The organism is Pantoea sp. 18069 (genome assembly GCF_902706035.1).
In the GTDB taxonomy this organism is placed as follows: Bacteria; Pseudomonadota; Gammaproteobacteria; order Burkholderiales; family Burkholderiaceae_C; genus Comamonas.
This window is the reverse complement of record NZ_CACSJA010000002.1, coordinates 244,811-267,390: the sequence shown is the minus strand read 5'-3', so window position 1 is coordinate 267,390 and position 22,580 is coordinate 244,811. Positions and strand designations below refer to the sequence as shown.

The following is a 22,580-nucleotide window of genomic DNA, read 5'->3' as shown; positions in this document are numbered from 1 at the left end:
TTGCACTGCCTACGGCACCGCGCCTAGCCTCAACCGCAAATCTGAAGATTTGCTGGGTTTTGTTAGCCGCTTTTAGTCTTCTTTCTTTTCGATTTCGCGTTCGGTCAGCGTCTTGCTGACGACCACGGTCTGGCCCTTGAGCTGGCGCAGGGCCTGCTGCAGGCGGAAGTCCTCGGCCGTGCCGTATTCGGGCAGCTTGCGGTCGGCGGCGGGCTTCTTGGCCTCGGCTTCGAGGCGCTTGCGGGCTTCCTCGCGGGCTTTTTCGCGCGCCGCCTCGGCGGCCTTTTCGTCGCCCTGGCCGCTGCCCAGGTGCTTGTCGAGGTCGGCTTCGCGCATGCGCAGCGCGGCGAACATGTCGCCTTCGGCGGTTTCATCGACCATCACGTCGGGCACGATGCCCTTGGCCTGGATGGATTTGCCGCTGGGCGTGTAGTAACGCGCCGTGGTCAGCTTGATGCCGGTGTCGGGGCCCAGCGGACGCACGGTCTGCACCGAGCCCTTGCCGAAAGTCTGGCTGCCCAGCACCGTGGCGCGCTTGTGGTCCTGCAGCGCGCCGGCAACGATTTCGCTGGCCGAGGCCGAGCCTTCGTTGACCAGCACCACCACGGGCACCTTCTTGAGAGCCGCGGGCAGGCGTTGCAGCGGATCGCCCTGGCCGCGGCGCAGGTAGAACTCGGGCGCGGCCTTGTAGGTCGCCTTGCTTTCCTCGAGCTGGCCATTGGTCGACACCACCGTGGCGCCTTCGGGCAGGAACGCCGCCGAGATGGCGACGGCCGCATCAAGCAGGCCACCGGGATCGTTGCGCAGGTCGAGCACCAGCCCCTTGAGTCCGGGGTCCTGGGCGTAGATTTCCTCGACCTTGCGCACGAAGTCGTCGACCGTGCGCTCCTGGAACTGGCTCAGGCGAATCCACCCATAGCCGGGCTCGACGAGCTTGCCCTTGACGGACTGGGTCTTGATTTCCTCGCGCGTGATCGTGACCGGGAAGCTGCGGCTTTCGTCCTTGCGCAGGATGGTCAGCAGCACCTTGGTATTGGGTTCGCCACGCATGCGCTTGACCGCGTCGTTGAGCGACAGGCCCTTGACGGCGGTGTCGTCGATCTTGGTGATCAAGTCGTTGGTCTTGAGGCCGGCGCGAAATGCGGGCGAGCCTTCAATGGGCGAAACAATCTTGATCAGGCCGTCTTCCTGCGTGATCTCTATGCCAACACCCACGAAACGACCGGATGTGCCTTCCTTGAATTCCTTGAAGGACTTCTTGTCGAAATACTGGGAATGCGGATCAAGACTGGCCACCATGCCGGAGATGGCGTCGGTGATGAGCTTCTTGTCGTCCACAGGTTCGACGTAGTCGGTCTTGATCAGTCCGAATACCGCCGACAACTGCTGGATTTCTTCCAGTGGAAGGGGAGACATGGCGCCACGGGCCATGGTCTGCAGGGATACCGTGGTCAATGCGCCGGCAAGAACGCCCGCGGAGACCCATCCAGCAATTTTGAGTTTTTGGCCCATAAAACACCTTTACCGCTTCAATATGCACCTGACAGGTGTCCACCCCGCGCGGTTGACCGGGGCAGCCTTGAGACACCGGCGCCTGGCGCAACCGGTGCCCTATTGTGCCGTCTTGTGAATTGCCGTGCCGCTCGTACGACGTCTTGCTCAGGCTTTGCCTTGCGCAGCCACGGCGGCAGCGGCCCTGGCTGCGGCTTCGGCGTCGCCCAGGTAGTATTTGCGCAGGGGCTTGAGGTTGGCATCGAGCTCATACACCAGCGGAATGCCGTTGGGCACGTTCACGCCGACGATTTCGTCGTCGGAGATGTTGTCGAGGTACTTGATCAGGGCGCGGATCGAGTTGCCGTGCGCGGCGACCACGACACGCTTGCCTGCCAGGATGGCGGGTGCCATCGCTTCGTCCCAGAACGGAATGACGCGGGCGACGGTGTCCTTGAGGCATTCGGTCAGCGGAATCTGCTCGGGCTGCAGCTTGGCGTAGCGCAGATCGCCGCGCTCGCTGCGTGCATCGGTGGGCTCGAGCGCCGGCGGCGGAATGTCGTAGCTGCGGCGCCATTGCAGCACCTGCGCGTCGCCGTACTGCTTGGCCATGTCGGCCTTGTTGAGGCCTTGCAGGCCGCCATAATGGCGTTCGTTGAGGCGCCAGCTGTGGACCACGGGCAGCCAGGTACGGTCCATTTCGTCCAGGGTATGCCAGAGGGTGCGTGTGGCGCGCTTGAGCACGCTGGTATAGGCGACATCGAAGTCATAGCCTTCGGCCTTGAGCAGGCGGCCGGCGTTCTTCGCCTGTTCCACGCCGGTGGGCGTCAAATCCACATCGGTCCAGCCGGTGAAGCGGTTTTCAAGGTTCCAGGTGGATTCACCGTGGCGTATCAGAACGAGCTTGAACATGGGGTCCCTTAAGACAACAAAGCAGGAGATGACGGGAGGTCAAAGACTGCCATTCTAAAATTGACCTGTTTGCCAACCCAAGGAATGACGTGAATTTCATCATCGATAACTGGTATTTAATTTTGCTCGCGCTGGCTTCCGGCGCAATGCTGCTCCTGCCCGTGCTCAAAGGCGGCACGGGCGGCACGCTTTCGGCCGCGAATGCGGTGCAACTGATCAACCGCGAGAAGGCCGTGGTGATCGATGTCTGCGAGCCTGAGGAATTTGCCGCAGGCCATGTGAACGGTTCGCGCAACGTGCCCCTGGGCGAGCTGCAGGAGCGCCTGCCCAGCGTCGTGAAGAACAAGGCCTTGCCGGTGATCCTGGTCTGCGCCAGGGGCCCGCGCGCCCAGCGCGCCGAAGGCATCGCCAGGAAGCTCGGCTACCCCAGGGCCCAGGCCCTCGCGGGCGGCATGAAAGCCTGGCGCGAAGCCAACCTGCCGGTTGAAAAAGGCTGAAGCACCCCCATCTGTGGACATTGTCCCCCTTTGAAGAAAGAACGCCTGATGCAAGCTGTGAAGATGTACACCACCGCTGTCTGCCCATACTGCATTCGTGCAAAGCAGATTCTGAAGTCCAAGGGTGTGGAGCAGATCGAGGAAATCCGTATCGATCTGGACCCGGTCGCGCGTGACCACATGATGCAGACCACGGGCCGTCGCACGGTGCCGCAGATCTTCATTGGCGAGACCCACGTGGGCGGCTGTGACGACCTGATCGCGCTCGATGCCCAGGGCGGCCTGCAGCCCCTGCTCGCGGCCTGATCGCCTGCGCAGATCGCCCGCGGCTGCATAATGCTTTTCCCAAGTGCCTGCTGCGGGAGCGTCTCCCGGGCGGGCTTTGTTTTGATTCCGGTTCGTTTAAGTGAGAAAGACCGACGCCATGGCAGACCAAGAAAATCCCGTATTCCAGATTCAGCGCGTTTACCTCAAGGATTTGTCGCTTGAGCAGCCCAATTCGCCCGCGATCCTGCTCGAGCAGGAGCAGCCCAGCGTCGACATCCAGCTCGGTGTTGAAGCCACTCCCGTGGCCGAAGGCGTCTACGAAGTCGCGGTGACCGCGACGGTGCAGACCAAGATCCAGGACAAGACCGTGTTCCTGGTCGAAGCCAAGCAAGCCGGCATCTTCGAGATCCGCAACCTGCCGGAAGACCAGATGGGCGCCGTGATCGGCATCGCCTGCCCGCAGATCATCTATCCCTACCTGCGCGGCAACGTGGCCGACGTGGTGACCCGCGCCGGCTTCCCGCCCGTGCACCTCGCCGAAATCAACTTCCAGGCGATGTACGAGCAGCAGCAGGCCCAGGCCGCGGCTGCCCAGGAAGCCAACCCCAACCCCTCCCTGCAATAAGCTGCCCCCGGGGGGCGTGCGGCGCTGCGCTGCCCGACCCTCGCTGCACGCCATGAACATTCTCGTCATCGGTGCCGGAGCCTGGGGCACGGCGCTGGCCATGAGCGCCGCCGCGCATCCCGCGGGCCATGCGGTACAGCTGTGGGCGCGCGACCCGGCCCAGGCCCAGGCCATGCGCACGGCGCGCGAAAACACGCGCTATCTCGCCGGCATTGCTTTCCCTGCCCGGCTCACGGTCATCGATGGCGACATCATGGCGGCCGTGGCCCAGGCCGAATTGATCATCGTCGCCACGCCGATGGCGGCGCTGCGCGAATGGCTGCAGCGCCTGGCCCTGAGCCCGGCGCCCGTGGCCTGGCTCAGCAAGGGCTTCGAGGCCGCCTCCCGGTCCGGCGCTGCCGGGCTGATGGCGCATGAAGTCTGCGCGGCCGTCGCGCCCCAGCTGCGCGCGGGCGTGTTCAGCGGACCGAGCTTTGCGCTCGAAGTCGCGCGCCAGCAGCCCACGGCGCTGGTCGCGGCCAGCAGCCATCCGCAGGTCAGCGAAGCGCTGGTCGCCGCATTCCACAGCAGCCATGTGCGCGTCTATGCAAGCACCGACATCGTCGGTGTCGAAGTCGGCGGCGCGGTGAAGAACGTGCTGGCGATTGCCACCGGCCTGTGCGACGGCCTGCAGCTCGGGCTCAACGCGCGCGCGGCCCTCATCACGCGCGGCCTGGCCGAAATGACCCGCCTGGGCCTGGCGCTGGGCGCGGCGGAAAAGACCTTCATGGGCCTGTCCGGCCTCGGCGACCTGGTGCTCACGGCCACGGGCGACCTGTCACGCAACCGCAAGGTCGGCCTGCTGCTGGCCCAGGGCCAGACGCTGGACCAGGCCGTGCAGTCCCTGGGCCATGTGGCCGAAGGCGTCTACAGCGCACGCACCGTCTTGCAGCGCGCGCAGTTGCTGGGTGTCGACATGCCGATCACGGAAACCGTGGTGGCCTTGCTCGATGGCAAGTTGCATGTCAGCGAGGCCGTGCAGTCGCTGATGGCAAGGGATCCGCGGGAAGAGTAAATAGGCCCCCACGCTTGCTCGCTGAGCGTAGCTGCGTTGAGGGGCGACGCCCCCCGAAGGAGCCCTCCTGAGACGCTCTGTTATGCAGGGCGCTCACGCTCTCGAAGGTCAGGTGCGTTCCAAGGCCTGGCTTAAAGCCCCAATTCCAGCGCCAGCAATTGCTCCACCGTCTGCCGGCGGCGGATCAGTTGCACGCGTTCGCCATCGACCAGTACTTCGGCGGCCAGGGGGCGGGTGTTGTAGTTGCTCGACATGGACGCGCCATAGGCGCCGGTGTCGTGGATCACCAGCAGGTCACCCACGGTCGCGCCGGCCAGCGAGCGCGGCAGCACCACGCCGCCGTCTCCCTGGGTGAACACGTCGCCCGATTCGCACAGCGGGCCCGCGACCACGCTGTCGCGCGCGGGCAGGCTCGCGCCGTCGCGCCGCTCGATGTGCATTGCGTGGAAGCTGCCGTACATCGACGGGCGCATGAGTTCGTTGAAGCCCGTGTCGACCAGCACGAAGTGGTTGCTGCCCGCGTCCTTGGTCGCGCGCACCGTGCCCAGCAGCACGCCCGATTCGGCGACCAGGAAGCGGCCCGGCTCGATTTCGAGGCCCAGCGCGTGGCCGACAATGGCCTCGGCCTGCTTGCGCGCCGCATCCCACAGGCCGTGGTAGTGGGCGGTGTCTATCACCGGCTCGCCTGCGCGGTAGGGAATCGACAGGCCGCCGCCGGCCGAGATCGCTTCGAGGTCGTGTCCCGCATCCTTGGTGGTCTGCACCAGCTGGACCATGGCACCGCAGACTTCCGACAGATGGCCGTAGTCCACGCCCGAGCCGATGTGCATGTGCAGGCCGGCCAGGTGCAGGCCCCCGGCGCGGATCGCGGCCAGCGCCGCGAGCAGGTCGGTGTGCCAGATGCCGTGCTTGCTGTGCTCGCCGCCGGTATTGGTCTTGTTGCTGTGGCCATGGCCAAAGCCTGGGTTGATGCGCAGCCAGACCGCATGGCCCGGCGAGGCCGCGGCCAGCTGGTGCAGCATGTCGATCGAGCCCGCGTTCACCGGCACCTGGTGTTCGACGACCGTGGCCAGCGTGGCTTCGTCCATCACGTCGGCGGTGAAGACGATTTCGGCATGTGCGCCGCCGGGGCGGTAGCCCGCGGCGAGCGCGCGCTCGATTTCACCGCGCGAGACCGCGTCGACCTTCACGCCCTGTTCGCGCATCAGCTGGAGGATGTGGATGTTGGAGCAGGCCTTCTGCGCGAAGCGGATGGTGTCGAAGCGCGACAGCTCGGCAATGCGTGCGCGTATGGTGGCCGCGTCATAGACCCACAGCGGCGTGCCGTATTGGTCGGCCAGCGACCACAGTTGGGCGGAAGTGAAAGGGCAGGTCATTGCAGTGCGGCCAGAGGCGAAAAGGGGGAGGGGCGCAGGACAGGTTCCTGCGAAATGGCCGCCATCATGCGCGTGTCTGTTCATGCCGTCCAATGCTTTGTTTTACCCATGCCATTCATTTTCGATATGCTTGGTTCATGACCACCCGCATCACCCATCGCCATATCGAAGTCTTTCGCGCGGTCATGACCACGGGCAGCGCCACGGGCGCGGCGGCGCTGCTCGCGAGTTCGCAGCCCACGGTAAGCCGCGAACTGGCGCGCCTGGAGCAGCTGCTCGGCTATGCGCTGTTTGCGCGCAGCCAGGGACGGCTGCGGCCCAACGCGCGCGCGCTCGCGCTGTGGGACGAAGTCCAGCGCTCGTGGCAGGGGCTAGAACGCGTGGTCGACAAGGCGCTGGCGCTGGGCAGGGCCGAGGAGGCGCAGATCAGCGTGCTGTGCCTGCCGGCGCTCAGCCATGCGCTGCTGCCCGGCGCGGCCGCACGCCTGCTCGCGCATTACCCGCAGGCCAGGCTCGCGGTCACGCCGCAGGAGTCGCCGCTGCTCGAGGAGTGGATGGCCGCGCAGCGCTTCGACCTGGGCCTGAGCGAACACGAAACGGCGCCCGCGGGCACGCAGGCCTTGCCTCTGCTCGCGCTCGACGAAGTCTGCGTGCTGCCCGCGGGCCATCCGCTGGCCGCGCGCGCGCTGCTGCAGGCGCAGGATTTTGCCGGCCAGCCGTTCGTCAGCCTGTCGGCCGACGACCCCTATCGCGGGCAGATCGACGCGGTGTTTGCCCGGGCCGGTGTCATGCGCCAGCTGCGCGTGCAGACGCACAATGCCGTCGCGGTCTGCGCCATGGTCGAGCAGGGCCTGGGGCTGGCCATCGTCAACCCGCTCACGGCCCTGGCCTGCGAGAGCCCACGGCTGCTGTGGCGGCCGCTGGCGTTTTCGATTCCGTTTCGCGTGCACGCGCTGCTGCCGCTGCACCGGCCGGCGCTGCCCGAAGTGCAGCCGCTGCTGCAGGCCTTGCAGGACGAAGCCGCGGCCCTGGCGCGGCGACTTTTGCCCCCGGCCTGAAGGAGGGCAACGTTGCAGCCTGCCCACGGGCTTGAAAATGCGCAAAAATTCCTCGGCACTGAGTACCCTATGCGTCTAGACTTCGGGCCCATGAATGACTGGACCGACAAAGAGGCCATCCGCGCACTGGCCCGCCACGATGTGGCGCTGGCGCTGCAAGAGGATGTGGGCGCCGGCGACCTGACGGCGGCACTGATAGACCCGGCGCGCCGGGCGCGGGCACGCGTGATCGTGCGTGAAAGCGCCGTTCTCTGCGGAGGACCCTGGGTCGAGGAAGCGTTGCGCGCGCTCGACCCGGGCGTGCAGATTACCTGGCATGCGCGCGAAGGCCAGCGGCTGGCGCCCAATGCGCTGGTGCTGGAAGCTGAAGGCCAGGCGCGCGCGCTGCTGTCGGCCGAGCGCACGGCCTTGAATTTCCTGCAGTTGCTGTCGGGCGTGGCGAGCAAGACCGCCGAGTACGTGGCCGTGGTCGCAGGCACGCGCGCGAAGATCGTCGATACGCGCAAGACCCTGCCGGGTCTGCGGCTCGCGCAGAAGTACGCGGTGTACAGCGGTGGCGGCACCAACCACCGCATCGGCTTGCACGATGCCGTGCTGATCAAGGAAAATCACATTGCGGCCGCGGGCGGCATCGCGGCCGTGCTCAGCGCCGCGCAGGCCGTCGCGAGCACGGCGGCGTTCATCGAGATCGAAGTCGAGAACCTCGATGAGCTGCACGAGGCGCTCGATGCGGGCGCAACGATGGTGCTGCTCGACAACATGCCGCTCGACATGCTGCGCACGGCCGTGGAGATCAACGCCGGGCGCGCGGTGCTCGAGATCTCGGGCGGCGTGACGCTGGCCGGCCTGCGCACGCTGGCCGAAACCGGCGTGGACCGCATCTCGATCGGCGGTTTGACCAAGGATGTGCGCGCGACCGACTTCTCGATGCGCATGGAGGAACTGTAATGTCCCACGCTGTTGCTGATTCGCGCATGGATGTGGAGTACGAGCAGCCGCTCAGTGTTGGTGGCGTCTGCGCCACGCGCCATGCCTGGGCGCGGGTGCCGGCCGAGCCCGCACCCGCCGAGCGCGCGGCGCTCAAGGAGCGCATCCGCGCACTGCTCAAGGAAAAGAACGCGGTCATGGTGTCGCACTTCTACGTGCACCCGGACCTGCAGGACCTGGCCGAGGAAACCGGCGGCCTGGTCAGCGACTCGCTCGAGATGGCGCGCTTTGGCCGCGATCATGCGGCGCAGACGCTGGTCGTGTCGGGCGTGAAGTTCATGGGCGAAACTTCCAAGATCCTGTCGCCCGACAAAACCGTGCTGATGCCTGATCTGGACGCGACCTGTTCGCTGGACCTGGGCTGCCCCGTGGACGCGTTCAGCGCGTTCTGCGACCAGCATCCCGACCGCACGGTCGTGGTCTATGCGAACACCAGCGCCGCCGTGAAGGCGCGTGCCGACTGGGTCGTGACCTCGAGCTGCGCGCTCGACATCGTGCGCGCGCTCAAGGCCGACGGCCAGAAGATCCTCTGGGCGCCCGACCGCCATCTGGGCGGATATATCCAGCGCGAGACCGGCGCCGACATGGTGATGTGGCACGGCGCCTGCATCGTGCACGACGAGTTCAAGGCCTTCGAGCTCGAAGCGCTCAAGCGCGAACACCCGCGCGCCAAGGTGCTGGTGCATCCCGAAAGCCCGGCCGATGTGGTCGCGCTGGCCGACGCCGTGGGCTCGACCTCGGGCATTCTGAACGCCGCGCGCGACATGGATGCGAGCGAATTCATCGTCGCCACCGACAACGGCATGCTGCACAAGCTGCGCACGCTGTTTCCGCACAAGCGCTTCATCGAGGCGCCGACGGCCGGCAACAGCGCGACCTGCAAGAGCTGCGCCCACTGCCCGTGGATGGCGATGAATGGTCTGGCTGGCCTGGCCGATGTGCTCGAGACCGGTCGCAATGCGATCCACGTCGATCCGGCGTTGATTCCGCGCGCGCGCCAGCCCATAGACCGCATGCTGGCGTTCACCGCGGCGCTCAAGAGCGGTGCGCCGGTCGCCGGCCTGGTGCCGCATCTGGGCGCGGCCTGAGCGCATGCCGGGCCAAGCCCCGGCCGACAGTGGGTTGCGCCCGGGCGGGATAATGCCGTTTTGATGGCGGATCGCGCCGGCTTTGCGGGCGCGGAAAGCGCTTTGGACCATGGACACTCGGATTGATTTCACCTTGCCGCAGGGCGCGCCCGATGCGCGCCTGCGGCATCGCTTTGGCACGCCGCACACGGTCTGGGCGGCGCGCGCGCCCGACGAAGTGCGCGCCGTGCTCGACGCGGCCGAGGACGCCGCGCGCGCCGGCGCCTGGTGCGTGGGCTTTGTGCGCTATGAGGCCGCGGCGGCGTTCGACCCCGCGCTGGTCACGCATGCGGCCGATGGCCCGCTGGCCTGGTTTGCCGCCTATTCCGAGGCCTTGCCCTGGGGCGAAGGCGATGAAGCGCCACCGCCGGCCGGCGACGCGGCGCGCGTCGACTGGCGCAGCACCCTCACGCGCGCGGATTTCGACGGGGCCATGGCGCGTATCCACGAAGCCATCGCGAATGGCTCGTTCTACCAGGTCAACTACACGGCGCCGCTGCATGGCGAACTGCAGGGCAGGCCCGAGGCCTTGTTCGACGCGCTGCTGCGCGCCCAGCCCGGGGGCTACGCGGCCTGTCTCGACACGGGGCGCGAGCAGGTTCTGTCGGTGTCGCCCGAGCTGTTCTTCGACTGGGATGGCGAGCATATCCTCGCGCGGCCTATGAAAGGCACGGCGCCGCGCGGCGCCACGCCCGAGCAGGACGCGGCGCTTGCCCAGGGCCTGCGCAGCGCGCCCAAGGAGCGTGCCGAGAACGTGATGGTCGTCGACCTGCTGCGCAACGACCTGTCGCGCATTGCCCAGCCGTTCAGCGTCAAGGTGCCGCGGCTGTTCCATACCCAGGCGCTGCCCAGCGTCTGGCAGATGACGTCCGACGTGCAGGCCACGACCCGGCCGGGAACGCGCCTCGCGGATGTGTTCGCCGCGCTGTTTCCCTGCGGCTCGATCACCGGCGCGCCCAAGGTCGCGGCGATGCAGATGATTCGTGCGCTCGAGCCCCTGCCGCGCGGCGTCTACTGCGGCGCGCTGGGCGTGCTGCGGCCCACGGGCGACGGCGGCATGCACGCGACGTTCAATGTGCCGATACGCACCGTGGTGCTGCGCGGCGCGCAGGCCGTCTGCGGCATAGGCAGCGGCATCACGGCGGGTGCCCAGGCCGATGGCGAATGGCGCGAATGGCTGCACAAGAGCGCGTTCGTCGAGTGCGCGAGCGCGCCTTTCGCGCTGCTCGAGACGCTGGCGCTCGAGGGCGGCGCATGGCGCCACCTGCCAGAGCACCTGCAGCGCCTGCAGAGCGCGGCCGCGCATTTTTCCTATCCGTGGTCCGAGCGCGTGGCGCAAAGCCTTGCGGCCGTCGCCGCCGCGCATCCGGGCGGGCTGTGGCGCGTGCGGCTGCAACTGGACGCCCATGGCGAGGCCACGGCCGAAGCTTTTGCCTGTGCGCCCACGGCCGCGCCGGTGCGCCTGCAGTTGGCCGCGGCGCCGCTCGAAGACCGCTGGGCGCATGGCCAGTTCGTGCGCTACAAGACCACGCGGCGCGCGCATTACGAGGCCTTTGCGCCGTCCGATCCGGCCGTCTTCGATACCTTGCTGTTCAACGCGCAGGGTGAAATCACCGAGTGCACGCGCGGCAATATCGCGGCGCTGGTCGATGGCCGCTGGATCACGCCGCCATTGGCCTGCGGCCTGCTGCCCGGCGTGGGCCGCGCCGTCGCCTTGCGCACGGGGCGCGTGAGCGAAGCCGTGCTGCGCCTGGACGACCTGGCGCGCGTGCAGGCCTGGGCATTCCTCAACAGCCTGCGCGGCTGGCTTGCGGCGGAACTTGAAGTGCCGGGGCAGGGCGGCTGAGGCTTCTCAGGCGAAAAACGCGGGCCCCGCGGGCGGCTGCGGCAAGGCGATGGCTTGCACGGCCGGCTGCGGGCCCGCGAGGCGCTCGCGCCAATGCGCGGCGGCGTCGACAAAGCGCTCGACCAGGGCCGCGAAATCCCGGCTTTCGCAGTGCCATGGCGTGATCTGCAGGCACAGCACCACGGCCTGCGCTGCGTCGTCGATGGCCAGCGTCGCGCCCGCGGTGTGCGCACCCAGCAGGTTGGCTTGCAGCAGTTGCAGATAGAACGCTTCGCGGCCTTCGGCGGGAAGCGGCGCCAGGTGGCTGTAGAGATGGATGGCGTCCGCGGTCGCATCATGCTCGAAGTGGATCTCGATCTGTCCATCCACGCACAGGCTTGCGCAGCCATGGGCGTCAAGGGCTAGATCGGCCAGGCCCAGGTCCATGGCGAAGTGTTTCATCAAGGCGGCGGCATGCATGGGGCCTGTCATCCGCGCGTGTTCGGTAGCGGTAGCTGGGACAGGAACGTCTGGGCCGCGTCGCCCAGCATGATGCGCATTTCAGCGGCCACCCGGGCGAACAGCGCATCGAGTTCCACCTGGCCTGGCGCCTCGAGGGCCTGGAGCACGAGCTCGCCGCTGATGTTGACCTGCTCGATCGAGGCGCCGTCGATGAAGCGCTGCAGCAAGGCCTGGGCGCCGTCAACGCTCGGCTGCTGCTGGTACTGGTGGTGGGCGATCAGGTAGTTCCAGCTGTCGCTCGCATGGTGGCTGCGGGCGAGATCGGCGAATTGCGCCTGCAGCGTGGCGTCACCGCAGACCACCAGGTCCTTCACGGTGCGCAGCATGGGGTGGGCTTCGAAGCGGAATTGCAGCGCCAGCAGCGTGCTCAGGCGCAGGTCCGGGGCGATGCGCAGCGTGCCCCAGGCGTGAAAGCGGCTGGTCTGCGGGTCCACGGACTGGGCCAAGCGCGTCAGGCCTGACGGGGCGAAATGCGTTGCCTGGGAGGTGGTTCGCTCGAACTGCAAAGTCACTGCGCCCTGCGCATCGCGGCCGATCACAAAGGCGTGGGAGTCTTTGCCGCCGGTGATCCAGCCGCTGCGGCCATCGGGCAGTCTGACGGGACTGTCGGTGGACTCCAGACCGCGCTGCAGCGCCGTCTGCCATTGGCTGTTGGCCAATGCGGTGACGCGCATCAGCAGGTCAGGCGAATGGCCCAGAAAATGGTCGAGGTCCGTGACTGCCTGCGCAAGAATCGCGGCCTTGTGCTCGGGGCCCTGGGCCGCCGCGAGCGCCTCTCGGTCGACCAGGGGCAGCCGGCTGCCATCGGCGTGGCGAATACTGTAATTGGCGCTCGCCAACTCGTTCCAGAATGCGGGCGCGACACGCTGCTCGGCGCGCGCTGCCTCACCCGGCAACGGCGCCGTGGGCGACAGGCTTTGCCAATGTGCCTCGAGCAGCGCCTGCAGGGGCTGTCGCGCCGTGCCTTCATGGACGATGCACTGCAGCGCGTTGTCCCGCACATGCGGCGCAATGCCGAAGCGCGCGCGCAGCGCGGCACGCACCTGCGCGTCCATGGCGGCCGGCGCCGGGGTTTCGCGGCGAATGTCCACCGCCGGCACACCTTGCTGTAGCAACTGGGTGGCCACGCTGTCGCGCAGCATCCGCAGGTCGATATGGGTGTCCAGCAGTTGCCGGCCCAGCACGTCGTTGGCATCGTGCGGCGCAATGACGCCCGCGAGAACCTGGTGGCCCAGCTCCTCCAGCGCGCCAATGAGCTTTTGCACGGTGGCTTGGTCCAGGCTGGCTTGCAGCGCCAGCAGCGTCGTGCGATCCCACTGCTGTGCGGCTGCGCGCATGCGGTCTTCGCGGAATGCCATGGCCTGGCTGGCGCTGCTCAGCCCGGGCCCCAGCTCCTGGTAGACCACGGCGGCCTGCTGGCGCAATGCCTGGGCCGCGCCCAGGTGGTCGAGCGCGGCCGTCAGATCGTTGGCCCGCAAGGCCTGTGTGACCGTCTCCAGCATGGTGAAGTAGGGCCGGTCCACCGCCGCCAGCCGTTCGCGCGCCAGCTGTGCCACGCGCTGGCACATCTCGCCCATGCCCCAGCGTGCCGCAGACAGACCGAGCTCGCGCAGGAGGCGGTTTTCCAGCGCGGCCACATGCGGATGGCCAGGCGCGAGCAGCGTCGTCTCCAGCTTTCGCAGGGACTTGACGACCAGGTCGTTGCGCACCGGGTCGATACGTTCGCCGCGCGCTTCGCAGTGGCAGCGCAAGGCATGCAGTACGGTCTCCAGGCTGATCACCTGTTCTGCCAACGCCGGGCCGGCCAGCCCGGGGCTGGCGTCGAGGGCCTGATAGGCCTGTTGAAAGCGCTGCTGCGCCTCCTGCAGCCAGCGCTGGCCGGCCTGCTGCAGCGTCTGCAGGAACGCCGCCGGGGCGGTGGGTGAAAGCTGTTGCGAGGTGTGGCGCAGTGCGGCTTGCTGTTCTGGCGGCAGCGCCTGGAGCAGTTCGCCAAGGGCATCGCTGCTGATGCTGGCGTTTTGCAGCGCCTGGCTGCAAAAAGCCTGCACCAGTTCACGCTGCATCGACGCGCTGTCTTCGCCAGGGGGCAGGGCGAAGCCTTGCTGCTGCAGCAGTTCCCGGGCCAGGTGATGCAGGGACGCGAAGCGTTGCGCCGCCGTGCCCGGGTGGCTTGCCTCGCGCGCCAGCTCGCTGCTCGCCTGCAGCAATGCGGGCAGCATCTTCTCGCCGGTTCGGCCGAGCAGCGCCTGGACATGCGCGGCCAGCGTGGTGTGTACGGCGTCTCTGATCACCGCCAGCTGCTGGATTTCCTTCGGCGCGCTGATGCCGGGCGACTGCCGGATGCGGGCCAGTCCCTGCTGCAGCTCCCGCAGCTGGTGGACCGTGAGATGCCGGGCGTGGACCTCGACGCGGTGGCGCAGCACTTCCAGCAGGTCCGCACCCTGCCGTGTCAGGGGCGCGGCGGTGGATGCGAGTTTTTGCAGCAGCTTCTTCGCGGTCGGGCTTGCATCCTTGTCCGCTGGCGTGGCGCTGATCTGCCCCAGCAACTGGGCGACCTGTTGGCTGCTGTCGGACAGCGCTCTCAAGGCCCGGGCTTCCTGGCGCACGGGCTCGGGCTTGAACACGTTCAGCAGGCGCGAGCCCAGTGCGCTGCCCGGGATGATGGGCTGGCCGTTCGATCTCAGGTCTGCGAGGCAGGGCGCGCGCGAAGGGTTGTATTGGGCGGTCCGCTCGCCGAGCCTGCCCAGGGGTGCATGGCCGAAATCTGCGTTGATCGGAACCGTGAGCCTGGCGCCGTTGAGGCAGTTGGAGGAGGGCATATCGGCGAATGGAGTAGGGTGACTTGGACCATTCACTCTGTGACCCCTGCCCGCCTATGGTTCCATGCAGCCCGTGGCGGCCTGCTGCCATTGCGATTGCCGCGCGACCAGCGCATCCATGGCCTGCAGCAGCCGCTCGAGTGCGTGGTTCGCGGGTTCGAGCTGGGCCAGCGCGCAGCAGGTGGCTTCGAGCGTCGAGAGCTGACCGGGCCGGTGCGCGCGCCGGATTGCGTAGCGCGATGCGGGCAGATCGCGCAGCGCCAGGCGCGGCAACTGCTGCAGCTGCGGATTGAGGTAAAGCATCTTGCGGCTTTTGCGCCAGGTGCCGTCGATCACCACCAGGCGCAGGTGGGCCGGGTCCTGCAGCCACTGCGCGGGCAGCGGCGGCGCGGGTGCGAGCGGCAGCGCCGGGTCGTGCGGCGCCTGGGGGTAGAGCAGCACGGCATGGGGCGCGGGCGCCAAAGCGTCGCCGTGCCAGTCCTGTTCGATCCAGCCCTGAAGTTGCAGGGCATCGAACTGCTCGCCGATTTCCATACGGCTGCGCGGCAGGCTCAGGTGCAGCAGCCGCGCCGTGCCCTTGGCTTCGTGCACTTCGAGCGGATGCTGCAGGATCAGCACTTCGGGCGCGCAGTCCACGCGGGCTGCCAGCGCGCAGATGCAGTTGCGCTGCGGGCGCGCGCAGCGCGTGCACAGCGCGCGAGCGGCAGCGGTGTTCATCGCGTGCGCGGGCCGGGCAGGACCAGCAGGTTGCGGCCCGCGCCCCAGCCGCTCCAGGCCATCGCGGCCGACAGCAGCCCGATCAGCCAGATGCTCGAAGAAAAGCTGCCGGTCCATTGGTGCAGCAGGCCGGTGAGCAGCGGGCCGAACGCGGCGAGCATATAGCCCCAGCCCTGGGCCATGGCCGACAGCTGGGCCGTGACCTGGGCATTGCCGCTGCGCATCACGATCAGGCTCAGCGCGAGCGCAAACAGGCCGCCCTGGCCGCAGCCCAGCAGCAGCGCCCAGAGCCAGACCGTGGACAGCGGCGCGAGGATCAGGCCCATCAGCGCGGTGAATGTCAGCGCCGTCAATCCCACGGCCAGCGCGCGCTGGTCGCGGCAACGCGCGGCGATCGAGGGAACGACCAGCGAGGTCACGAGCTGCGCCAGCGTGGAGATGGCCACCACGTAGCCGGCCAGGTCACTTTCCAGGCCGCGTTCGCGCAGGATGGGCGCGAGCCAGCCGATGACGATATAGGCCAGCGACGACTGCAGGCCCATGAAGGCCGTGACCTGCCAGGCCAGCGCATCGCGTCGCAGGCTGCCGGCCTGGGCGGCCGGGTCGATGGCCTCGGTGCGCATGCGCAGTGCCTGGGGCAGCCACAGCGCCAGCACCAGCAGCGCGGGCAGGGCCCAGACCGCAAGCGCATGGGCCCAGGAGCCGGCAAAAATATGCGTGGCCAGCGGCACGGTCGAGGCGGTGGCAATCGTCGCGCCTATGCAGATCGCCAGAATGTACATGCCGGTCATCAACGCCGCATGCTGCGCGAAATGGCGCTTGACCAGGCTGGGCAGCAATACGTTGCCCATGGCGATGCCGGCGCCCGCGAGCACCGAAGACGCAAAAAGAAAGGGCAGGCTGCCCGCAGCGCGCAGCAAGGTTCCCATGCCTATGAGCAGCAAGGCCAGCAGCAGCACGCGTTCGGCGCCAAAGCGGCGCGACAGCCAGGGCGTGGGCGCGGAAAACAGGCCCAGACAGACAATCGGCAGCGTGGTCAGCAGGCTCGCGCCGGCGGCGCTCAGGCCCGTGTCGCGCATGATTTCGGGCAGCACGACCGAGAGACTGCCAAAGACCGGGCGCAGATTGCAGGCGATGAGCAGCAAGCTCAGTCCGAGCAGCCATTGCCGCTGGCGCTGGGTGCCCAGGGGCGGCAACGTGGCCGACGGGGTAGAGGGGGAATCGGAAGTCGGCATAGGCCGCCGACTGTACCGTCAATCAGCGGCCGGCGCAGCGGCCGGCGGGCGAGGCCGGGCGCGCTGGCGGGTCGTCAGGCCAGCGTGCGCAGCTTGGGTTCGCGCGCCCACTGGCGGGCCTGCGCGGCCTGGAGGAACTCGGCAGTCTGCTCGGGCGTGAACACGCCCGCGTCGGGTTCGATGCCGCCGGCCGCGAGAATGTGGCGCGTGCCCTTGCATGCGGCAATCGCCTTGAGGTGGCCAAACGCGTCGCGGAACCAGTCGACGGCCGCGGCCTCATGCGACAGCAGCGAGCCCTGTTCGAGCGCAATGACCGAAGCCACGGCATCGAACAGCACCGACGGCGTGCCCGCGAGCTGGCCGTCGGCGGCCAGCGTGCTGCCGTCGCTGAGCTGGATCTGGACCTTGGGTGCGACCACTTTGAGCGTCGCTCCGGCCTTTTCCACGGCTTTGCGTATCGTTGCGATCGATGCGGCGTCCGAGCCGTCGGCTACCAGCAGGCCTATGCAGCGGCCGGCCAGCGTCGGCTTCATGCGGTCGATCAGCCGCAGCGCGGGCGAGACCGGCATGTCCTTGGCGGGCTGGGCCGCGGGCGGCGGCGGCGGCAGCTGGGCCATGCCCAGTCCTTTGGCCACGCGCCCGGCGAGCGTGGTGTCGATATGCTGGAGCTGGCCCACAACGGCTTCGCGCACCGCCGGCGTCTCGACCTTGGACAGCTCGAACACCAGCGCCGACGCCATATGCGCCTGCTCGATCTCGCTCTGGCTCAGAAAGAACATGCGTGCCTGGCTGAAATGGTCGGCAAAGCTTTCGGCGCGCACCCGGCCCTTGACGCCGTCGTCGGGCGCCTCGGCGAAGTGGCGCATGCCGGTGGCGGCGCTGGCGCGCGGGCTGTCGGCCTGCAGGCTGGACGGCTCATAGGCCACGCGGCCCTTGGGCTGCTGCATCTGCATATGGCCGTCGCGCTGGTTGTGGGCGAACGGGCACTGCGGTGCGTTGACCGGAATCTGCGTGAAGTTCGGGCTGCCCAGGCGCGTGAGCTGGGTGTCGAGGTAGGAGAACAGCCGGCCTTGCAGCAGCGGATCGTTGGAGAAGTCGATGCCGGGCGGCACATTGGCCGGGCAGAACGCGACCTGCTCGGTCTCGGCAAAGAAGTTGTCGGGCCAGCGGTCCAGCGTCATGCGGCCTATCACCTGCAGCGGCACCAGTTCCTCGGGAACGAGCTTGGTCGCATCGAGGTGGTCGAAGTCGAATGCGTCGGCTTCTTCCTCGCTGAACAGCTGCACGGCCAGGTCCCAGGCTGGAAACTTGCCCGCGCTGATGGCGTCGAACAGGTCGCGCCGGTGGAAGTCGTTGTCGGCCGCCTGCAGCTTGACCGCTTCGTCCCAGACGGTCGACTGCAGCCCCAGCACCGGGCGCCAGTGGAACTTGACGAAAATGCTCTTGCCTTCGGCGTTGACCAGACGGAAGCTGTGCACGCCAAAGCCTTCGATCATGCGCAGGCTGCGCGGAATGGTGCGGTCGCTCATGATCCACATCACCATGTGCATGGATTCGGGCATCAGCGAGATGAAATCCCAGAAGGTGTCGTGCGCGCTCGCGGCCTGGGGGAACGCGCGGTCGGGCTCCATCTTGACGGCGTGGACCAGGTCGGGGAACTTCATCGCGTCCTGGATGAAGAACACCGGAATATTGTTGCCCACGAGGTCCCAGTTGCCTTCGGGCGTATAGAACTTGACGGCAAAGCCGCGCACGTCGCGCGGCGTGTCGACCGAGCCCGCGCCGCCGGCCACCGTGGAAAAGCGGCAGAACACGGGCACGCGCAGGCCTTTTTCCGACAGCACCTTGGCCGTGGTGTGCTCGGCCAGCGAATGCGTGAGCTCGAAAACGCCATGCGCGCCGCTGCCGCGTGCGTGCACCACGCGCTCGGGAATGCGCTCATGGTCGAAATGGGTGATCTTCTCCCGCAGGATGAAGTCCTCGAGCAGGGTCGGGCCGCGCGGCGTGCTGCGCAGCGAGTTCTGGTTGTCGGGAACGGCGATGCCCTGCTGGGTGGTCAGCACGGGGTGCGTGCCGCCGGCCTGATGCTGGGGTTCACCCCCCTGGCCGCTGGGGGCCGGATCGCGGGTCTTGGCGGGCGTGGGCTTGGCGGGCTGTCGTGGCATCGTGGGCTCCTTTTGGGGGTAGCTTCACACTATGTGGCGCGACCTGGCCCGGTGTTGTAGGCCGTGGCCCTGCCTGACTGTCCCGGCGGCCCCGCCGGGCCGGCGCTCAGAGCTTGCTCTTGTGGTAGCTGCCGCGGTCCATGTCGCTGATTTCCACGCTGACCTGCACCAGCATGCCTTCGGGGTGGGGCGTGAGGCGGCGCAGTACGTCGGCGATGCGGTCCGACAGTTCCTTCTTGACTTCGGGCGTGCGGCCCGACAGCAGCCGCAGCTCGGCGTGGATGAAGCCCCGCGAGGCCGCAACGGTGCCGATCACGTATTGCTGCGTCTTCGCGATGCGGCCCTTGACGTCGAACTCATCGGCGATGGTCGGGTGGTTGCAGACGCTGTTCACGAGCTCGGTGAGCATCTGCTGTTCGGGCAGGTCGGCCAGGTTGGCGCTGTATTCGACGCAAAGATGGGGCATGGAAGTCTCCTCGATGAAAAAACGGGCAGGTAGCGTGCTCAGCGGGTCGCCGGCGGCACCAGGATGGTGGGGGCGCTGGGCGCGGCCAGCGCGGGATAGTCGCGGCTGTAGTGCAGGCCGCGGCTTTCGTGGCGCATCTGCGCCGAGCGCACGATGAGCTCGGCGACCTGCACCAGGTTGCGCAGCTCGAGCAGATCGCGCGAGACATGAAAGCGCGCGTAGAACTCGTCGATTTCGGCGGTGAGCAAGGCGATGCGCCGGGCCGCGCGCTCCAGGCGCTTGTTGCTGCGCACGATGCCCACATAGTTCCACATGAAGCGGCGCAGCTCGTCCCAGTTGTGCGCGATCACCACGGCCTCGTCGGCGTCCGTGACCCGGCTGTCGTCCCAGCCGGGCAGCGCGCAGGTCTGGGCGGGGGCCGCCGCGCGGATCGCCTCGGCTGCGCTGCGCGCGAACACCATGCATTCGAGCAGCGAGTTGCTGGCCAGCCGGTTGGCGCCGTGAAGTCCCGTGCAGGCCGCTTCGCCTATCGCCATCAGGCCGGCGACATCGGTGCGTCCGGCCAGGTCGGTGAGCACGCCGCCACAGGTGTAGTGCGCTGCGGGCACGACGGGAATCGGCTCGCGCGTGATGTCTATGCCCAGTTCCAGGCATTTGGCCAGGATGTTGGGGAAGTGGGCCTGCAGGAATTCGGGGCTCTGGTGCGAGATGTCGAGGTAGACGCAGTCCAGCCCGTGCTTCTTCATCTCGAAGTCTATGGCCCGCGCGACGATGTCGCGCGGCGCGAGTTCGGCGCGTTCGTCATGCTCGTCCATGAAGCGCAGGCCGCCGAGCGCGGCCGGCAGCAACAGCCGGCCGCCTTCGCCGCGCACGGCTTCGCTGATCAGGAAGGACTTGGCGTGCGGGTGGTAGAGGCAGGTCGGGTGGAACTGGATGAATTCGAGGTTGGCCACGCGGCAGCCCGCGCGCCAGGCGGCCGCGATGCCGTCGCCGGTCGCGGTGTCGGGGTTGGTGGTGTAGAGGTAGACCTTGCCCGCGCCGCCCGTGGCCAGGAGGGTGTGCGGGGCGCGGAAGGTATCGACTTCGTCGGTCGCGCCGTTGAGCGCGTACAGGCCAAGGCAGCGCGGCGCGCCGGGCAGGCCCAGCCGGGTCGAGGTGATCACGTCGACCAGCGTGTGGTCCTCGAGCACCGTGATGCCGGGCGTGCGCCGCACCGTGGCGATCAGTTGCCGCTGCACGGCCGCGCCGGTCGCGTCGGTCGCGTGCACGATGCGCCGCGCGCTGTGCCCGCCTTCGCGCGTGAGGTGCAGCTCGCCGTTTTCCTCGGAAAACGGAACGCCCAGCGACTGCAGCCAGGCAATCGCCGCGGGTGCATTCTCGACCACCTGGCGCGTCGCGGGCAGGTCGCTCAGACCGGCGCCGGCGATCAGCGTGTCATTGACGTGGGCGTCGAAACTGTCGTCTTCGGCGAGCACCGCGGCAATGCCGCCCTGGGCCTGGTTGCTCGCGCCGTCGTCGAGGCCGCGCTTGGTCAGCACCGCGACGCGGTGCGTGGCCGCGAGCTCGAGCGCGGCCGTGAGCCCGGCCAGGCCGCTGCCCACTATGAGTACATCGAAATCATGCAATGCCATGGCAATACCAGAGAGAAAGTTTGCCCGGACCGGCCGGGGCTGGGTAGAACCCGGAGCCATGTGCACTATTCACGTTCTGCGCATGGCAGCACGTTGGTGCGGCAAGGCAGAGGGGGAATTAAAGCGGTGTGTAGGCCAATCTGACGTATATCGGTGCAAAGGCCTCGGCCTGGGTGATCTCGATCAGCGTTTCCTTGGCCAGCTCGAGCAGGGCGATGAAGGTCACCACCAGCACCGTAGAGCCGCGCGCGGGCTCGAACAGGTCTTCGAACGGCACGAAGCGCTTGCCTTGCAGCGATTTGAGAATCTGGCTCATGTATTCGCGCACGCTGAGTTCTTCACGCGTGATGCGGTGGTGCTGGACCAGGGTCGCGCGCTTGAGGATGTCCTGCCAGGCCTGCTGCAGCTCGCCTGGCACGAGGTCGGGAAAGCGCGGCTGCAGGCTTTGCTCTATGTGCACCTGGGCCTTGAGGAAGTCGCGGCCATGCTGGGGCAGCTGGCCCAGGCGCGCCGCCGACAGCTTGATCTGCTCGTACTCGAGCAGCCGGCGCACGAGTTCGGCGCGCGGGTCCTCGGCTTCGAGCGCATCGGCCGACTTCTTCGGCGGCAGCAGCATGCGCGACTTGATCTCGATCAGCATCGCGGCCATCAGCAGGTACTCGGCGGCAAGCTCGAGGTTGCGGCTGCGGATTTCCTCGACGTAGCGCAGATACTGGCGCGTGACGCTCAGCATCGGAATGTCGAGGATGTTGAAGTTCTGCTTGCGGATCAGGTAGAGCAGCAGGTCCAGCGGACCTTCAAAGGCTTCGAGGAAGACTTCGAGCGCGTCGGGCGGAATATAGAGGTCGTTGGGCAGCGCGAACAGCGGCTCGCCATACAGGCGCGCCAAAGCTACCCGGTCGACGATGTCCACCAAGCCGTCGGGGGCGAGCGCCACGGCAGGGGCTTCGCCCGGGGCGATGGCAAGCGCGCCGTCGGTCAGGCCACTCATGAATCAGCGGTCGTCAGCCATGGGGCGGACAAGGGCCGGGGGCTCAGGCCTTGGTCTGGTAGACGTAGGGCTGTTGCTGCACGCGGCCTGCGCGGTATTCCTGCCAGATCTCGCTGTCCACGTCCTTGTCCCAGAGCAGGGCCCGGCCGGCGAGCTGGCGTGCCTCGAGGTCGGGCTTTTGCGCGCGCAACTGCTCGATGAACTGGGTGGTGTCGGATTTGTAATCGGGGCGGGCGAAAATGGACATGGACTGTTAACCTCTTAGGAATCCATGATTTTACGGGACAAGGCGCGATGAAACGAGTCACCCCTTGGGCCACGGCCCTTGCTGCCGTCTTTGGCCTGCTGTCGCTGGTCGGTTGCGACGAGCGGCGCATACGCGAACTGGAAGAGGATGTGTCGACCGAAGTCGACGTGCGCGCCCGCTTTGGCGAGCCCGAGAACATCTGGCAGGAAGCCGACGGCTCGCGCACTTTCGAATACAACCGCCAGCCCGCGGGCCACCAGAACTACATGATCACCATCGGCCCCGGCGGCACGATGACGGCGCTGCGCCAGGTGGTTGCGCCGCATGTGTTCGACCAGGTCCGCGCGGGAATGACCGAGCAGGAAGTGCGCCGCATGCTGGGCAAGCCGGCCAAGCGCATGACCTATGAACGCAAGCAGGAAACCGACTGGGACTGGCGTTATATCGATCCGCCGACCACGGAGATGCTGTTCACGGTGACGTTCGGGCCCGATGGGCGGGTGTTGCGGACTTCACGCAGTTTGGTGCAGCGCGATGGGCCCTGACTGGGTCAAGCCATAGGGCAGGG

Annotated in this window: 20 protein-coding genes and 1 pseudogene; 9 read left to right on the top strand and 12 right to left on the bottom strand. The window is 67.6% G+C overall.

Going from position 1 to position 22,580, the window contains the following annotated elements; all coding sequences use genetic code 11:
- Positions 1 to 72: 72 nt before the first annotated feature.
- Positions 73 to 1,416 (bottom strand): S41 family peptidase, encoded by a 1,344-nt coding sequence (locus tag GVL12_RS03355; protein WP_200843464.1) that lies wholly within the window; start codon positions 1,414 to 1,416, stop codon positions 73 to 75.
- Positions 1,417 to 1,659: 243 nt separating this feature from the next.
- A complete protein-coding gene (gene gpmA, locus GVL12_RS03350; protein ID WP_159911224.1) occupies positions 1,660 to 2,403 on the bottom strand; it encodes a 2,3-diphosphoglycerate-dependent phosphoglycerate mutase in 744 nt (247 codons plus the stop codon).
- A gap of 89 nt (positions 2,404 to 2,492) precedes the next feature.
- Here gpmA and GVL12_RS03345 point away from each other — a divergent pair, with 89 nt between their 5' ends.
- From GVL12_RS03345 to GVL12_RS03330, 4 genes are all read left to right on the top strand, one after another.
- Entirely contained in the window at positions 2,493 to 2,900 is a 408-nt protein-coding gene (locus tag GVL12_RS03345; protein ID WP_159911223.1) for a rhodanese-like domain-containing protein, read from the top strand.
- Between the two features lie 48 nt (positions 2,901 to 2,948).
- The gene (gene grxC / locus GVL12_RS03340; RefSeq protein WP_159911222.1) at positions 2,949 to 3,206 is read left to right on the top strand and encodes a glutaredoxin 3; all 258 of its coding nucleotides are present in this window, start codon (positions 2,949 to 2,951) and stop codon (positions 3,204 to 3,206) included.
- Positions 3,207 to 3,324: 118 nt separating this feature from the next.
- On the top strand, positions 3,325 to 3,792 hold the full coding sequence (gene secB, locus GVL12_RS03335; protein ID WP_159911221.1) for a protein-export chaperone SecB: 468 nt from the start codon (positions 3,325 to 3,327) through the stop codon (positions 3,790 to 3,792).
- A 52-nt stretch (positions 3,793 to 3,844) separates the two neighbouring features.
- Positions 3,845 to 4,846 (top strand): NAD(P)H-dependent glycerol-3-phosphate dehydrogenase, encoded by a 1,002-nt coding sequence (locus tag GVL12_RS03330; protein WP_159911220.1) that lies wholly within the window; start codon positions 3,845 to 3,847, stop codon positions 4,844 to 4,846.
- Between the two features lie 131 nt (positions 4,847 to 4,977).
- Here GVL12_RS03330 and lysA read toward each other — a convergent pair whose 3' ends face one another.
- Complete coding sequence (gene lysA / locus GVL12_RS03325; RefSeq protein ID WP_159911219.1) at positions 4,978 to 6,222, bottom strand: diaminopimelate decarboxylase; 1,245 nt, start codon at positions 6,220 to 6,222, stop codon at positions 4,978 to 4,980.
- 137 nt (positions 6,223 to 6,359) lie between these two features.
- Here lysA and GVL12_RS03320 point away from each other — a divergent pair, with 137 nt between their 5' ends.
- From GVL12_RS03320 to pabB, 4 genes are all read left to right on the top strand, one after another.
- Positions 6,360 to 7,280, top strand: a complete 921-nt coding sequence (locus tag GVL12_RS03320) for a LysR family transcriptional regulator (RefSeq protein ID WP_159911218.1) — start codon at positions 6,360 to 6,362, stop codon at positions 7,278 to 7,280.
- Between the two features lie 90 nt (positions 7,281 to 7,370).
- Positions 7,371 to 8,228 (top strand): carboxylating nicotinate-nucleotide diphosphorylase, encoded by an 858-nt coding sequence (gene nadC / locus GVL12_RS03315; RefSeq protein ID WP_200843463.1) that lies wholly within the window; start codon positions 7,371 to 7,373, stop codon positions 8,226 to 8,228.
- Complete coding sequence (gene nadA / locus GVL12_RS03310) at positions 8,228 to 9,355, top strand: quinolinate synthase NadA (RefSeq protein ID WP_306770571.1); 1,128 nt, start codon at positions 8,228 to 8,230, stop codon at positions 9,353 to 9,355. Before nadC ends, nadA begins: the two co-directional genes overlap by 1 nt.
- Before the next feature lie 109 nt (positions 9,356 to 9,464).
- The gene (gene pabB, locus GVL12_RS03305) at positions 9,465 to 11,240 is read left to right on the top strand and encodes an aminodeoxychorismate synthase component I (protein WP_159911216.1); all 1,776 of its coding nucleotides are present in this window, start codon (positions 9,465 to 9,467) and stop codon (positions 11,238 to 11,240) included.
- A gap of 6 nt (positions 11,241 to 11,246) precedes the next feature.
- Here the strand turns inward: pabB and GVL12_RS03300 are convergent, their stop codons facing one another.
- The 9 genes and pseudogenes from GVL12_RS03300 to GVL12_RS03260 form a co-directional block, all read right to left on the bottom strand.
- Positions 11,247 to 11,681, bottom strand: a complete 435-nt coding sequence (locus GVL12_RS03300) for a type III secretion system chaperone (RefSeq protein ID WP_159911215.1) — start codon at positions 11,679 to 11,681, stop codon at positions 11,247 to 11,249.
- Positions 11,682 to 11,707: 26 nt separating this feature from the next.
- Positions 11,708 to 14,560, bottom strand: coding sequence for a hypothetical protein (locus GVL12_RS03295; RefSeq protein ID WP_159911214.1), 2,853 nt, complete (start codon positions 14,558 to 14,560; stop codon positions 11,708 to 11,710).
- A 54-nt stretch (positions 14,561 to 14,614) separates the two neighbouring features.
- Entirely contained in the window at positions 14,615 to 15,277 is a 663-nt protein-coding gene (locus tag GVL12_RS03290) for a tRNA-uridine aminocarboxypropyltransferase (RefSeq protein WP_159911213.1), read from the bottom strand.
- Positions 15,274 to 16,512, bottom strand: coding sequence for an MFS transporter (locus GVL12_RS03285; RefSeq protein ID WP_200843462.1), 1,239 nt, complete (start codon positions 16,510 to 16,512; stop codon positions 15,274 to 15,276). The genes GVL12_RS03290 and GVL12_RS03285 overlap by 4 nt, the downstream gene beginning before the upstream one ends.
- A gap of 74 nt (positions 16,513 to 16,586) precedes the next feature.
- Positions 16,587 to 18,572: pseudogene (locus tag GVL12_RS03280) on the bottom strand (catalase); the annotation flags it as partial.
- A 211-nt stretch (positions 18,573 to 18,783) separates the two neighbouring features.
- Positions 18,784 to 19,143, bottom strand: a complete 360-nt coding sequence (locus GVL12_RS03275) for a 5-carboxymethyl-2-hydroxymuconate Delta-isomerase (protein ID WP_159911211.1) — start codon at positions 19,141 to 19,143, stop codon at positions 18,784 to 18,786.
- 38 nt (positions 19,144 to 19,181) lie between these two features.
- Positions 19,182 to 20,774 (bottom strand): L-aspartate oxidase, encoded by a 1,593-nt coding sequence (gene nadB, locus GVL12_RS03270; protein WP_159911210.1) that lies wholly within the window; start codon positions 20,772 to 20,774, stop codon positions 19,182 to 19,184.
- A gap of 118 nt (positions 20,775 to 20,892) precedes the next feature.
- Positions 20,893 to 21,765 carry a ScpA family protein gene (locus tag GVL12_RS03265; RefSeq protein ID WP_159911209.1) on the bottom strand — a complete coding sequence of 291 codons (873 nt, stop codon included), beginning with the start codon at positions 21,763 to 21,765 and terminating at the stop codon, positions 20,893 to 20,895.
- A gap of 43 nt (positions 21,766 to 21,808) precedes the next feature.
- Positions 21,809 to 22,012 (bottom strand): DUF3460 family protein, encoded by a 204-nt coding sequence (locus GVL12_RS03260; protein ID WP_159911208.1) that lies wholly within the window; start codon positions 22,010 to 22,012, stop codon positions 21,809 to 21,811.
- Positions 22,013 to 22,059: 47 nt separating this feature from the next.
- On the opposite strand from GVL12_RS03260, the gene GVL12_RS03255 reads away from it, so the two are divergent.
- Positions 22,060 to 22,557, top strand: a complete 498-nt coding sequence (locus tag GVL12_RS03255; protein WP_159911207.1) for an outer membrane protein assembly factor BamE — start codon at positions 22,060 to 22,062, stop codon at positions 22,555 to 22,557.
- Positions 22,558 to 22,580: the final 23 nt, after the last annotated feature.